Source organism: Heyndrickxia sp. FSL W8-0496 (assembly GCF_038007825.1).
Classification (GTDB): domain Bacteria; phylum Bacillota; class Bacilli; order Bacillales; family Bacillaceae_C; genus Heyndrickxia; species Heyndrickxia oleronia.
The window spans coordinates 1640135-1654135 of record NZ_JBBOXX010000001.1 but is presented as its reverse complement, the minus strand read 5'-3'; the positions used below and the strand labels follow the sequence as shown (position 1 = coordinate 1654135).

Annotated in this window: 16 protein-coding genes and 2 other annotated features; of the genes, 4 read left to right on the top strand and 12 right to left on the bottom strand. The window is 34.7% G+C overall.

What is annotated here, in order from left to right; all coding sequences use genetic code 11:
• Nucleotides 1-7: 7 nt before the first annotated feature.
• The 3 genes from polX to zapA all read right to left on the bottom strand — a co-directional run bounded on the left by polX (nucleotide 8) and on the right by zapA (nucleotide 2639).
• Nucleotides 8-1729 carry a DNA polymerase/3'-5' exonuclease PolX gene (polX, locus tag NST63_RS08240; protein WP_341041792.1) on the bottom strand — a complete coding sequence of 574 codons (1722 nt, stop codon included), beginning with the start codon at nucleotides 1727-1729 and terminating at the stop codon, nucleotides 8-10.
• Between the two features lie 106 nt (nucleotides 1730-1835).
• Nucleotides 1836-2375 (bottom strand): CvpA family protein, encoded by a 540-nt coding sequence (locus tag NST63_RS08235; protein WP_212943414.1) that lies wholly within the window; start codon nucleotides 2373-2375, stop codon nucleotides 1836-1838.
• 12 nt (nucleotides 2376-2387) lie between these two features.
• Nucleotides 2388-2639: a cell division protein ZapA gene (zapA, locus tag NST63_RS08230; RefSeq protein WP_058006612.1), complete on the bottom strand. Its 252-nt coding sequence runs from the start codon at nucleotides 2637-2639 to the stop codon at nucleotides 2388-2390.
• Nucleotides 2640-2768: 129 nt separating this feature from the next.
• On the opposite strand from zapA, the gene rnhC reads away from it, so the two are divergent.
• Together rnhC and NST63_RS08220 are read left to right on the top strand one after the other, a co-directional pair.
• A complete protein-coding gene (gene rnhC / locus NST63_RS08225; protein WP_341041791.1) occupies nucleotides 2769-3692 on the top strand; it encodes a ribonuclease HIII in 924 nt (307 codons plus the stop codon).
• Between the two features lie 338 nt (nucleotides 3693-4030).
• The gene (locus tag NST63_RS08220; protein WP_058006614.1) at nucleotides 4031-4675 is read left to right on the top strand and encodes a Bax inhibitor-1/YccA family protein; all 645 of its coding nucleotides are present in this window, start codon (nucleotides 4031-4033) and stop codon (nucleotides 4673-4675) included.
• 155 nt (nucleotides 4676-4830) lie between these two features.
• Here the strand turns inward: NST63_RS08220 and pheT are convergent, their stop codons facing one another.
• The 3 genes from pheT to NST63_RS08205 form a co-directional block, all read right to left on the bottom strand.
• Nucleotides 4831-7245, bottom strand: coding sequence for a phenylalanine--tRNA ligase subunit beta (gene pheT, locus NST63_RS08215; protein ID WP_341041790.1), 2415 nt, complete (start codon nucleotides 7243-7245; stop codon nucleotides 4831-4833).
• A gap of 19 nt (nucleotides 7246-7264) precedes the next feature.
• Nucleotides 7265-8302, bottom strand: coding sequence for a phenylalanine--tRNA ligase subunit alpha (pheS, locus tag NST63_RS08210; protein ID WP_212943417.1), 1038 nt, complete (start codon nucleotides 8300-8302; stop codon nucleotides 7265-7267).
• Between the two features lie 90 nt (nucleotides 8303-8392).
• Nucleotides 8393-8621 (bottom strand) — a binding site (T-box leader).
• A 55-nt stretch (nucleotides 8622-8676) separates the two neighbouring features.
• Complete coding sequence (locus NST63_RS08205) at nucleotides 8677-9432, bottom strand: TrmH family RNA methyltransferase (protein WP_341041788.1); 756 nt, start codon at nucleotides 9430-9432, stop codon at nucleotides 8677-8679.
• Between the two features lie 115 nt (nucleotides 9433-9547).
• On the opposite strand from NST63_RS08205, the gene sspI reads away from it, so the two are divergent.
• Nucleotides 9548-9757, top strand: coding sequence for a small acid-soluble spore protein SspI (sspI, locus tag NST63_RS08200; RefSeq protein ID WP_058006618.1), 210 nt, complete (start codon nucleotides 9548-9550; stop codon nucleotides 9755-9757).
• Nucleotides 9758-9844: 87 nt separating this feature from the next.
• Here sspI and NST63_RS08195 read toward each other — a convergent pair whose 3' ends face one another.
• A complete protein-coding gene (locus tag NST63_RS08195) occupies nucleotides 9845-10930 on the bottom strand; it encodes a M42 family metallopeptidase (protein ID WP_341041786.1) in 1086 nt (361 codons plus the stop codon).
• Nucleotides 10931-11093: 163 nt separating this feature from the next.
• Between NST63_RS08195 and NST63_RS08190 the strand changes: the two genes are divergently transcribed.
• Entirely contained in the window at nucleotides 11094-11486 is a 393-nt protein-coding gene (locus NST63_RS08190; protein ID WP_058006622.1) for a hypothetical protein, read from the top strand.
• Nucleotides 11487-11504: 18 nt separating this feature from the next.
• Here NST63_RS08190 and NST63_RS08185 read toward each other — a convergent pair whose 3' ends face one another.
• The 5 genes from NST63_RS08185 to infC form a co-directional block, all read right to left on the bottom strand.
• On the bottom strand, nucleotides 11505-12074 hold the full coding sequence (locus NST63_RS08185) for a TVP38/TMEM64 family protein (RefSeq protein ID WP_071976975.1): 570 nt from the start codon (nucleotides 12072-12074) through the stop codon (nucleotides 11505-11507).
• An 80-nt stretch (nucleotides 12075-12154) separates the two neighbouring features.
• Entirely contained in the window at nucleotides 12155-12421 is a 267-nt protein-coding gene (locus NST63_RS08180) for a DUF1294 domain-containing protein (protein WP_212943421.1), read from the bottom strand.
• 67 nt (nucleotides 12422-12488) lie between these two features.
• The gene (gene rplT, locus NST63_RS08175) at nucleotides 12489-12848 is read right to left on the bottom strand and encodes a 50S ribosomal protein L20 (RefSeq protein WP_058006625.1); all 360 of its coding nucleotides are present in this window, start codon (nucleotides 12846-12848) and stop codon (nucleotides 12489-12491) included.
• Nucleotides 12849-12876: 28 nt separating this feature from the next.
• Nucleotides 12877-13077, bottom strand: a complete 201-nt coding sequence (rpmI, locus tag NST63_RS08170) for a 50S ribosomal protein L35 (RefSeq protein ID WP_058006626.1) — start codon at nucleotides 13075-13077, stop codon at nucleotides 12877-12879.
• Nucleotides 13078-13099: 22 nt separating this feature from the next.
• A complete protein-coding gene (gene infC / locus NST63_RS08165; RefSeq protein ID WP_235813426.1) occupies nucleotides 13100-13600 on the bottom strand; it encodes a translation initiation factor IF-3 in 501 nt (166 codons plus the stop codon).
• A gap of 154 nt (nucleotides 13601-13754) precedes the next feature.
• Nucleotides 13755-13892: a sequence feature (ribosomal protein L20 leader region), on the bottom strand.
• Between the last annotated feature and the right edge of the window lie 109 nt (nucleotides 13893-14001).

Below are 14001 nucleotides of genomic sequence, written 5' to 3'. Positions count from 1 at the left end.
ATATGTTTTAGTTGTTTTTCTTTCTTAAAAAATCGAGCAATTCATCCGGTTCCATAGTATTTAATACAGATTTTTTTTGTATCCAACCTTTTCTTGCTGTACCAACGCCGTATTCCATAAATTCCAAATCCTCTTTATGATGAGCATCGGTATTGATGACTATTTTGACGCCATTTTCTTGTGCTCTTCTAACATATGTCGATGTTAAGTCCAGACGATTAGGATTTGAATTTAATTCGAGAACAGTATTTGTTTCTTTTGCCAATTCAATTAATAACTCAATATCGACATCATATCCTTGCCGACGCCCAATTAATCGTCCTGTCGGATGTGCAATGATATCAACATGTGGATTCATTAATGCTGTTTTTAAACGATCCATTATTTTCGCTTTCGGCTGATTAAAGCTAGAATGAATAGATGCAATGACTATATCTAATTCTGCTAATAATTCATCCTCATAATCGAGTGTTCCATCCGGAAGAATATCCATTTCAATCCCTGACAAAATCAATATATCATCATATTTATCATTTAAGCGCTTAATTTCTTCATTTTGCTCTCTTAGTCTCTCAGGAGTAAGGCCATTTGCTACCGTTAAATAACGGGAATGATCTGTTATAGCCATATATTTATACCCTTTTTCCCTACAAGCATTAATCATATCTTCCAATGTATGAGCACCATCAGACCATGTCGTATGCATATGCAAGTCACCTTGAATATCCTTTAGTGTAAGCAATTCTTTCTCAAAAGTATACTCATCTACTTCCTTACCGTCCTCACGAATTTCAGGTGGAATAAATGGTAAATCAAAATGATGATAAAACTCTTCTTCACTTTCAAAAGTAAGCGTTTCACCAGTTTCAATCAATTCAACACCATACTCACTGATTTTTTCTCCGCGTTGCTTAGCAAGCTGCCTCATGCGGACATTATGTTGCTTTGAACCAGTGAAATGGTGTAATGCAGTAGCAAATTCCTCTGGTTTAACGAGTCTAAAATCCACATTCACATCATGTACATCTGAAATTGTAATGGAAACCTTTGTATTTCCACTAGCAATCGCTTCCTTTGCTTCATTGAGCCTTAAAAGCTGTTCTTTTACCAGTTTAGGCTCATGGGTTGAAATAACATAATCCAAATCTTTTAAAGTTTCCTGTACTCTTCTTAAGCTCCCAGCATGAGAAAACTGGATAATTCCATCCATATGTCTTAATTCCTCATCAAGTAATCGGATATGCTTTAACATATATGCCAGAGGAAAACGAGTAGGCTTTAGACTAAAAGTCTCAATGGCTTCCAAAATTTTTTCTTCAGTCTTTTTACCAAAGCCCTTTAATGTTTGTACTTTTCCTTCTTCACAAGCAGCTTTTAAAGATTGAACATCTATAATATCTAATTCATGATATAATTTTGAAATCTTTTTTCCACCTAAGCTGGGGAGCTGTAATAAAGGAATCAGCCCTTTAGGTACTTCATTTTGTAATTCCTTAAGAACACTAGATTGTCCACTTTGTATATATTCAATAATGACTTCATTCGTCCCTTTTCCAATTCCATTAATCGAAGTGAAATCTTCAATTTCCTCAAGGCTTCTAACATCTGTTTCTAACGCTGCTGCTGCCTTTCTAAATGCTGCTATTTTAAAGGCATTCTCGCCTTTTAATTCCATATAAGTAGCAATTTGCTCTAATAACCGAACAACTTCCTTTTTATTGGCCTTCATTTCAATCCCCTTCCTATCAAGGAACTTCCTAGTATATATATTAGCAAAAAAGATTGAAAAAGGCATTTTTCCCTTGTAAGAAAAAAACTCCTCTATAAAAGAGAAGTTAGGATATATTCGTAATCCACCATTCTTCAATTTGTTTTGAAAGAAAAGGTGTATTTTTAATGATACCTTTAGCAATGAAAGATTGGTCCAAAGATGTTTGGATTGAATCTATTGGTAATAAGGCAGCAATATATAATAAAATAAAGATAATTAAATATACTTCTACAAAACCTAAAATCCCACCAGCCCATATATTCAACGGCTTAATTATTGGTAAACGAGCAACAAAATCTAGTGCAGAACCGATAATATGTAAAATGATTTTTACTGCAAAGAAAATGATGGCAAATGCAATCGCTCGATAATAAGCTGTTTCTAAATTCATTCCTTTTAAAAGCATTGCTATTGAATTATTATCATCTAACGCAGGGTATGGAATCCATAACTTTAGATGCGGAGCTAAATCTTTAAAATACATGTATGCTATAATAAAAGCAATAATAAATCCTGTAATATGGATAAGCTGAAGGATAAATCCTCTCTTTAGACCAACAAAGAATCCAATTACTAAGATTAATAGAATCACTAAATTAATCATTTTTTCATTCCTTTAATTATTGAAGTTTTTAATCAGAAGCTCGTATTGCTCCTTTAATTTAAGATATTCATTTACTGTATTGACAGCAGTTAAAACAGCAAGTTTACTTGTATCCAATGAGGGGTTATTGGAACGAATTTCACGCATTTTAGCATCAACGATTGAGGCAACTTCACGTATATGACTTGTTGACTCTGTACCAATAATGGTATATTGCTGTCCATATATTCCAACTGTTGTTCGATTTTTCTCAGTCAAATTCATTGCCCCCCTAAAAACAATCCTATTTTATATAATAGCATGAATTTACAGGGTTGGGAAGAAATTGTCCAGTAATGTCGAATAAGATATTGATAGAAAAACATTGTTCTAATAAGATTTGGAGGATTGTTCATGTCAAATACTGTAATTAAAGTTTCACCTCAAACAATTCAAGTAATGAACGAACATTATACTCATTCATTACTTGAAAAAAAACCACCAGGTGCTATTTTTACTGCAAAGCATAATGGGTGTACGATCACCGCCTATCGTTCAGGTAAAGTAATGTTTCAAGGCAATAATCATTCTGAAGAAGCAAGTAACTGGGGAAATCCAGTAGTAAAACAGGGAGACCCGATTAAATACCAAACATCAGGAAATCCTTTACCTCGGAACCTAAGTTCACTTTCAATCATTGGTTCAGATGAAGTTGGAACTGGAGATTATTTCGGTCCTATCACAGTCGTAAGCGCGTATGTTGATAAAGAACAAATACCTTTATTAAAAGAACTAGGTGTAAAGGATTCTAAAAACCTTACTGATACACAAATTATCACAATTGCTAAGGATTTACTTCATATTATTCCATACAGCTTGCTTACATTACATAATGAAAAATATAATGAATTACAATCATCCGGTATGACCCAAGGTAAAATGAAAGCAATATTACATAACCAGGCAATTAGTAAGTTATTGAAGAAAATATCTCCAATAACACCTGAAGCCATATTGATTGATCAATTTGTTGAAGCGGATACATATTACCGACACCTTAAGGGACAAAAAGAAATCATTCAAGAGAATGTATTATTTAGTACAAAAGGTGAAAGCGTGCATTTAGCTGTAGCTGCTGCCTCTATTTTAGCTAGATATGCTTTTGTTAAAGCTTTTGATGAATTAAGCAAGAAAGTCGGGATTTCTTTACCAAAAGGAGCCGGACACAAAGTTGATCAAGTAGCAGCTCAATTGATTAAACAAAATGGGAAATCAAGTTTAAAGCATTTAGCAAAACTCCATTTTGCTAATACTGAGAAAGCGATAAAGCTAATATAAGATACTCCCTGAAGCATCGTTGGTCAAAATTTTGGAAACATAGGGATATTACCATTGGAAGATATAGAAATATATTAGCAATTTGATCAAAAGCAGTTTAACTTTATAAATAGTATGGAAATTTATTTCCTAATTTTTTTAAAATAGCCTATTTTCGTAGTGGAAAGAAGGGAACTTTCAGTATATCTATTTTTATTAGTTAAAACATTAGCTAATTAACAATATGGTATTAAGAAAAAAATCCTAAAAAATGAAACCTTGTTGAATAAATTTCCGTATATATAATAGTATGTAAATATATGATAGAATACAGTAAAAAAAGGAGAAGTGAGATAATAATGCAAGAGGTATATTCGACAAGTAGTAAGCGTGACCTAATGGGTTCCGTGCTTAAGGCTTTTGCTTTATCCCTACTCGTAGCAGTTGTCGGGATGTTAATTGGAACAATGGTTCCTCCAGCACTATTTATGCCTTTAATGATCGTAGAATTCGTAATGCTATTAGCTGCATTTTTCGTTCGTAAGCGGAAAAGTGTTGGTTACGCATTTTTATTTGCCTTTACTTTTATTTCAGGTATTACAACCTATCCAATTGTTGCTTATTATGCAGCTACATCAGGAGCACAAGTACTAATATCCGCTTTCACTGGAACACTAGTTATATTTGCAGTAATGAGTTTCGTTGGTACAAAAACGAAAAAAGATTTATCGTTTTTAAGCGGATTTCTATTAACTGCCTTACTAGCTCTTGTTGTGATAGGATTAATCAATATTTTTGTTCCTTTTTCATCAACAGCACTATTTGTAGCTTCAATAATCGGAACAGTCGTATTTTCACTATACATTATGTACGATTTTAATCGTATGAAAAATATGGACTTCACTGATGAAGCAGTTCCATTATTAGCTCTTAATCTGTACTTAGATTTCATTAATTTATTCCTTAATCTATTAAGATTTTTCGGATTTCTTAGCAGGGACTAGTTCTCCATTAACTTTCACAAAAAAAAGAATCTAATTTAAGTGTTTACACTTTAATTAGATTCTTTTTTAGTCTTCAAACTTTCTCGATGACACATAGTGGTGTGTCTATATAGCATGAAATCAAAAAATTATCCCAATGTATTCCTTGGATAAGCTTAACCCCTTAACTCCGCACCTGCCTGCTGCTTCACTGCCTCGAGTACTTTGTCATGCGCCTTAACTACTTCTTCATCTGTTAATGTTCGTTCTGGATCAAAATATTTTAATGAGAAAGCAATGGATTTCTTTCCTGGCTCCATGTGCTCACCTTCATAAAGATCAAAAATAGATACCTCTTTTAATAAAGAGCCTCCTGCATGGACAATAATTTGTTGAAGAGTGCCAGCTTCTACATTGCGATCAACAACAAGTGCAATATCCCTTGTCATTGAAGGGAAACGTGGAATTGATGTATAGTGCAGTGGTTGAACTTCATTTGCAAAAATAGATGCTGTTTTTAATTCAAATACATAAGTTTCTTTTAAATCCATATCTTTTTGTACTTGAGGATGAATTTGCCCAACAAATCCAATCACTTCATCATTCCATACGATTTCTGCTGTTCTACCTGGATGCATTCCTTCGATAGCAGCCGCTCTATAAACAATTGAATGACTAACACCAAGTTTATCAAATAATCCTTCAAGAATTCCTTTAGCGACAAAGAAATCAACCGATTTTTTTTCACCTTGCCAAAGCTGAGAATGCCATATACCAGTAATTGCACCAGCTAAATGCTCAAATTCCTCTGGTTGCTCCTGATCTGTTGTTTTTAAAAATACAGAACCAACTTCATATAAAGCTACCGATTCATTTTTTCTAGCTAGATTATATGAAACAACATCTAATAAACCTGGAAGAATGCTTAAACGTAAATGGCTTCTTTCCTCACTCATTGGCATTGCTAGACGTATCGGCTCACGTTTGTCTAATGCATACATTGTTGATTTATCTTCATTAGTTAATGAATAGGTAATTGCTTGATATAATCCTGCACCTTCCAGGTATCTTTTTGCCGCACGTCGTTTACTCTGAACATCTGTTAATCCACCAGGTGTTGTTGAACCTGTAGGTAAAGTTGTTGGTAGATGATCATATCCATAAAGTCTAGCTACCTCTTCGATAAGATCCTCTTGAATCGTAATATCCCCACGTCTAGTTGGTACAGTTACTATAAAAGTTGTATCTTCTGTTTTCACTTCAAATTGAAGTCTAGTAAATATATCTAAAACTTGTGTTTCAGTAATTTCCGTTCCAAGCACTCGGTTTATTTTCTCTAATGAAATTTCAATAACTGCTGGTTCAATTTTCATTGTATTCACTTCAACTATACCTTCAAGAATTTCACCATTTGCATATTCAGCTATTAACTTCGCTGCACGCTCCGCGGCATCATGAATACGATTTGGATCAACTCCTTTTTCAAAACGAGCACTAGCTTCACTGCGTAAGCCATGATCCTTTGATGCATTACGAACAGTTTGACCATTGAAATAAGCTGATTCAAGTAAAACCGTTGTCGTTGTATCACCAACTTCTGAGTTCGCTCCACCCATCACACCAGCCATTGCCACTGGTTCTTTCCCATTCGTAATAACTAAATGATTTGCTTTTAATGTTCTCTTAGTATCATCAAGCGTAATGATCGTTTCACCTTCATGTGCAAGACGTACGATTATTTCCTTTGAACCTAGCTTATCATAGTCAAATGCATGAAGGGGTTGACCATATTCAAGTAATATATAATTCGTAATATCAACGACATTATTATGTGGGCGAATACCTGCTGCCATTAATCTAGTTTGCATCCATAATGGAGACGGCCCTATGTTAACATTTTTAATAACCTTTGCTACATATAGTGGATTTTCTTCTGGTGCTTCGACCTTAATCGATACATAGTCAGAAGCTTTTTCCACTGAAGATTCTCCCTTTGTATTTGGTAATGTCACATCAGTGCCAAGGATAGCAGCCACTTCATATGCCACACCTAACATACTTAAACAATCAGAACGGTTTGGAGTTAAGCCTAATTCTAGAATCTTATCATCTAGATTCAGTAACGCAATAGCGTCAGACCCAACTTCTACATCGCTAGGAAATACATAAATCCCTTCAGCGAAATCTTTAGGGATTAATTTTCCCTCAATCCCAAGTTCTTGTAGGGAACAGATCATACCATTAGACTCTTCACCACGAAGTTTTGACTTTTTAATCTTGAAATTACCCGGCAAAACAGCTCCAACTGTGGCAACTGCAACTTTTTGCCCTTTCGCCACGTTCTTCGCTCCACAAATGATTTGTACAGGTGCTTCCCCACCTAGATCCACTAAACATTTGTTCAATTTATCAGCATTTGGATGTTTTTCACATTCCATTACGTAGCCAACAACGACTCCTTTAATTGAAGAAGCTTTATGTTCTACTCCTTCTACCTCAATACCACTTCTAGTAATCTTTTCTGCTAATTCTTCAGCGGTAGTATCTTTTAAATCAATATATTCCTTTAACCATTTATATGAAACAAACATGTTTTTTCCTCCCTACCTTTTATTCATGTGTGGAAAATTGTTTTAAGAATCGAGTATCATTGGTGTACATATGGCGAATATCATCAATACCATATTTTAGCATTGCAATTCTCTCTGCCCCGATCCCGAAAGCAAAACCGGTATATTTATTTGCATCAAATCCTGCCATTTGTAAAACATTAGGATGAACCATCCCTGCTCCAAGCATTTCAATCCAGCCTGTTTTTTTACAAACATTACAGCCTTTTCCTCCACATGAGAAACAAGAGACATCTACCTCTACTGAAGGTTCAGTAAATGGGAAGAAACTTGGACGTAAGCGAATTTCACGCTCTTCACCAAACATTTTTTTCGCAAATAATTCTAATGTTCCCTTTAAATCACCCATTGTTATGTTTTCATCAACCACAAGTCCTTCGATTTGCATAAATTGATGAGAATGGGTTGCATCATCATTATCACGACGATAGACTTTACCTGGGCAAATAATTTTCACTGGCCCTTTGCCTTCATGCTTTTCCATTGTTCTTGCTTGGACTGGTGATGTATGTGTACGAAGAAGAAGATCTTCTGTAATGTAAAAAGAATCTTGCATATCTCGAGCAGGATGCCCTTTTGGTAAATTTAATGCCTCAAAATTATAGTAATCCTTTTCCACTTCAGGTCCTTCGGCAATTTTATAACCCATGCCAATAAAGAAATCTTCTATTTCCTCAACTACCCTTGTTAATGGATGATGATTTCCACTCTTGACAGGACGTCCAGGCAAGGTGATATCAATTGTCTCCGCGGCTAATTGTTTCTCAACTGCTTCCGTCTCTAATGATGTGTGCTTTGCTTCAATCTTTTGACTAATGGATTCCCTCACCTCATTTGCAAGAGCTCCCATTTTTGGACGTTCATCAGCAGATAACTGTCCCATTCCTCTTAAAACCTCTGTTATCGGTCCTTTTTTACCTAAATAAGCAACACGAATTTCATTTAATGCTTTCAAGTCTTCAGCTTGTTCGATTTTCGCTAATGCTTCCGTTTGCAAATCTTTTAATTTTTGCTCCATTATTTTACCTCCTCTTAATGATGAGCTGACAAAAAAGCCTAAATAGACTTTTTACCCACTCATAAAAAAACATAAAAAAACCTCATCCTACAAAGGGACGAGGTTATCATCGCGGTACCACCCTAATTAGCATCTTTTTCATGCTCATCTTCATTTCATAACGGCTTTTCACCGAGGCATCTTTACGTTATTAGCAACGGTCCCGATGCTGACTCCAGGGGTGAACTTCACTTAATTTTTCCATAAAAATGCTCTCAGTCAAAGGCATTTTCTCCCTTAATGGTGACATTAAGTTACTTTTCCCTTTCAGTGTCTTTTATTTTATGCAATTGTTTATATTATAGTATTTTATGGAATGAATATCAAATTTTATTTTAAGCCTTTAAATAATACATTAATATGCCAGCTGCTACGGCTACGTTTAATGATTCTGCTTGCCCAATGATAGGGATATATAAATTATTCTTCGTTAGGCTAAGTAAATCCATAGACACACCATGTCCTTCATTGCCAACCAATAAAGCGAATTCAGAATTAGGTTCTACTTGTTTGTAAGATACTCCATTTTCCAATGATGTTCCATACACTGGTATTTGGTTTTGATTAAATTTTTGAATCCAATCATCCAGCCTACCAAAAAGAACAGGAATATGAAAATGACTTCCTTGAGCAGAACGTAGAACTTTAGGATTGAATAAGTCCACAGTCCCTTCACCTAGGATAACAGCATCCATCCCTGCTGCATCCGCAGTTCGGATGATTGTCCCTAAATTTCCTGGATCCTGAACGGCATCGATTAATAAATAGGATTTTCCCTTTAATGTTTGAAAGCTCGGTTGCTTCATCTTACATATTGCAAATACACCTTGTGTTGTTTCAGTATCTGATATTGCTTTACCAATTTCCGAAGTAATTTTAGTCAATGATAATTGCTGAATATCCCAAGTTACTGGAATCTCAACATCTTCACTTAATATAATTTCAATGATATTATTTTTATCTTTTAAAGCCTCTTCAACAAGATGAAATCCTTCTACTAAATAGGTCTGTGTTTTTTCACGCTCTTTTTTAGTTAATAATTTTTTCCATTGCTTTACTTGTTGATTTTTTATTGACTCAATAAACTTCACCTTTTGTACTCCCTTTCCATTTCTCAATATCTCATTATAACCTAATATTTATACATATAACATTGGTTTAAGTGACATCCTAACAATGATTAATTTGAAAAAAGGAGTGTATTACATGAATTTAAATCTCCGTAATGCAATCATTCATAATGTTTCTGGTAACAATCAGGAACAACTTAAAGATACCATTGTGGATGCAATTCAAAGAGGCGAGGAAAAAATGCTTCCAGGCTTAGGAGTATTATTTGAAGTCATTTGGAATCATGCAGATGACCAAGAAAAGCATATGATGCTAGAAACATTAGAAGAAGGATTGAAGGGGTAAACTTCAATGTAAAGGACTGTCCTAAGACAGTCCTTCTCTTTATATAAAAAAATTCAGTTTCTTATTAGGTCAAAACACTTAAGGATCTTATTCAAATGTTAATTTATTTACTGTTTCACGGTCTAAGCGTTTGATCACCTCAGTAATGAGCTTCACAGCATTTTCATAGTCATCTCGATGCAACATAGCTGCATGAGAATGAATATAACGTGTAGCAATTGTAATTGCAAGTGATGGTACACCATTAGCTGTTAAGTGGATAGATCCCGCGTCTGTTCCTCCACCAGCAATTGAATCAAATTGATATGGAATATCTAATTCTTCAGCAACCCCTACAACTAAATCTCGTAAGCCTTTATGGGAGACCATTGAAGCATCATAAAGAATAATTTGTGGTCCTTTCCCCATTTTACTTAAAGCTTCTTTTTCAGTAATTCCTGGTGTATCTCCAGCAATTCCTACATCAACACCGAAGCCGATATCAGGTTCAATTTTCGCTGCAGCTGTTTTCGCTCCACGAAGTCCGACTTCCTCTTGAACATTTCCTACTCCGTAAACAATGTTAGGGTGCTTTTCATTTTTTAAATTCTTTAAAACATCAATTGCAATAGCACAGCCAATACGGTTATCCCAAGCTTTCGCTAATAGCATTTTTTCATTGTTCATCACAGTGAACTCGAAGTACGGTACAACCATATCACCAGGAAGCACGCCCCACTCCATTGCCTCTTCTCTGCTTGATGCACCGATATCAATAAACATATCTTTTATTTCATAAGGCTTTTTACGAGCTTCGGGAGATAAAATATGTGGTGGCTTGGAACCAATGACCCCAGTTAAATCACCCTTTTTCGTCACAATTGTAACTCGCTGAGCAAGCATGACTTGTGACCACCAGCCACCTACCGTTTGGAAGCGTAAGAAGCCCTTATCATCAATTTGTGTGACCATAAAGCCAACTTCATCTAAATGACCGGCAACCATAATTTTCGGACCATTTGCATCGCCAATTTTTTGGGCAATTAAACTGCCTAAACCATCATACTCAATTTCATCTGCATAAGATTCAATGTATTTTTTCATTACCTCTCTAGGTTCATGTTCATTGCCCGGAATACCTTTTGCATCAGTTAGGTCTTTCAGCATTATTAGTGTTTCATCAAGCTTTGCCATTTGTCTGACCTCCAATAATAGTGTATATGTACAGCTATTATTATAATAGATATAATCAAAAAAATACAAAAATTAAATTTCATAAAAAAATATTAAAAAAATGAATCCTTTTCCAAACTTAATCGTATGCATTGAAAAGATTACAATATTGGAGGCTAAAACCATGCTTTGGTTCGTAAGACTAGCAATTTTCTTTTTAATCCTTTACCTTATCGTTAAAATGATAAAATATCTTTTTAATCCAAAGCGGAAATTGGAGTTAGCACATGAAGAAAAACGGTATTTCTTTTTTGATGACTCAGAAAATATTCGAAAAAACTTTCTCATTACTTACAATGGCGTTCTATTTGAGGGAGAAAAGTATTTAGGAACAACAGACCAATCCTTTGAGGTTATTTCAATTTTTGTATGGCCTCATAATGTAAATGCATTAAACGGATTAACCTATCAAGACTTTCTTTTTTTAGAAAAGGAAATCACCTTAAGGTATCCTAATGCTACTATTGATTGGAAAAGTCCAATTAAAGAACTAGTAACAAAAAACAAAAACTGCTGATAGGATCAGCAGTTTTTTTTATGCTTCAGGGAAAAATTCCCTCCATTTAATTACGACCACTTTTTCTCGTAAAATAAAAAATAGGATGGATAATGCAAAGAGAATGATAATAATAATTGTAGGGGTAAAGCGTGAGATAAATTGGCCAAATACGGTATAAAAAACGACTAGTGGGATATTTGAAAGAACAGAGCCCTTTAAGTAGCCTCTAAAGTCTGGGTGTCTTTCAAGTAAACAAATATTTAATAAATGATAATGAAAGAATGGTATTAGTCGTAAAACTGCAATTTGTCCTGTAGTTAATTTTGCGTGATGACCAAAACATTTTAATTTTATTTTCAATAGCTTTTCATATGTTTTTGGCATTCTCTTAATACAGGCATAAAACATAGCAGACAAAAGTAATAATCCAATTAAAGAGTATATAATTCCTAGCATACTGCCAAATAATATTCCCCCAGCCATGCAAACCACTGCTACAGGGATAAATAAAAACTGCCGAAGTAAATGAAATAGAATAAACATAAAGGGTGCCAATACGATGCTACCCTCCACAAAAGAGAATAGCATTAATAATCTCTCATCCATCTTATTTCACCCCACCACTGTTGATTTACTCAAGATGCTGTACTCTATTTAAACATATTTAATAAAATCAGTGGTTATGACTATCTTAAGAGAATTATAAAAATAACAAGATCAACAATTGCAAGGAATGGAAAACCCACTTTAAATAGAAGATGACTTGTTTTATGATGAAATACATTCATGGCAATTGTCATTCCAATAGCTCCTCCAATGACAGCCAATCCCCAAAGAGTTTTTTCTTGAATTCTCCATTTATGTGCTTTGGCTAATTTTTTATCCCTGCCCATAACGATAAATCCAATAACATTTACAATAAAGCTGTAGCCTATTAATAGTCCTTTTAACATTTTTCATCCCTCATAAATAAGAAAAGTCACCCTCATTCAAAACAAGGATGACTAAATTCTAAAAAAATTATTTTGCAAATTGAGATTTTGCTTGGTTAGCAAGTTCTGTAAATGCTTTTTCATCATGAATAGCTAAATCAGCAAGCATTTTACGGTTTACTTCGATACCAGCAAGCTTTAATCCATGCATTAAACGGCTGTAAGAAAGACCGTTCATACGTGCAGCTGCATTAATACGAGTAATCCAAAGCTTACGGAAGTCGCGTTTTTTCTGACGACGGTCACGGTAAGCATACATATAAGATTTCATTACTTGCTCATTGGCAGTTTTATATAATGTATGTTTTGAACCAAAATAACCTTTTGCTAATTTAAGAACTTTTTTACGACGTCTGCGGCTAACAATTCCGCCTTTTACACGTGGCATATTATTTCCCTCCTATATAAATCGCTCATTACTTAAGATTGTCAAGCATATGACGAATACGTTTAAAATCACCTTTTGATACAAGTGTTGCTTTACGAAGTTTACGTTTTTGTTTCGTTACTTTATTTGCAAATAAATGGCTTCTGTAAGCATGAGAACGTTTTAGTTTGCCAGAACCTGTTCTTTTGAAACGCTTTGCTGAGCCGCGGTGAGTTTTCATTTTTGGCATAGGATATTTCCTCCTTCAGACATTACTTTTCAGTTTTTGGTGCTAATACTAAGAACATACTACGACCGTCCATTTTTGGCTTAGATTCTATTGTGCCAAGGTCATCACATTCATTTGCAAAACGATCAAGAACTTTTTGACCAATTTCTTTATGTGTAATGGCACGACCTTTGAAACGAATAGAAGCTTTTACTTTATCGCCCTTTTCAAGAAACTTACGTGCATTGCGAAGCTTAGTATTGAAGTCATGTTCATCAATCGTAGGGCTCAAACGAACCTCTTTTAAATTGATGACTTTTTGGTTTTTACGTGCTTCTTTTTCTTTCTTTTGTTGTTCAAATCGATATTTACCATAGTCCATAATTTTGGCTACTGGCGGTTTTGCATTTGGAGCAACTAGAACAAGATCAAGATTCACTCGTGATGCGATCTCTATTGCTTCGTTTCGAGATTTAACACCTAGCTGTTCGCCATTTTGACCAATAAGACGAACTTCTCGGGCACGAATGCCATCATTAACCATCATATCTTTGCTAATAATTAGCCACCTCCAAGGTTTTTTGCGAGGATCAGATTTTCTGATCGCATAAAGCAACTTTAGTCGAATACATGATTTGGGTTAAGAATTCCTGCCTGATCTCATTTGAACACAATTTTTATCGTTAACATAGGTTTCATAAACAAGAAAAGTGCAGGCCGTAAAAAGGACCCGCACTTTACATTCGCATGAATAGTTAGAATGTGATGAATTTCGAAACCTGCCAACTGCAAACTTGCGTCAATCAGGCGAGAAGCGGGTGCTTCTTCTTTTCCTCAAATAAATATTCAATTTACCTTAGATAATATATCATACATCATAATTTGATGTCAAATGGCTTTTAATCATTAGAATTTCTTTTTGCAACATCATCTATATTAGCAAAA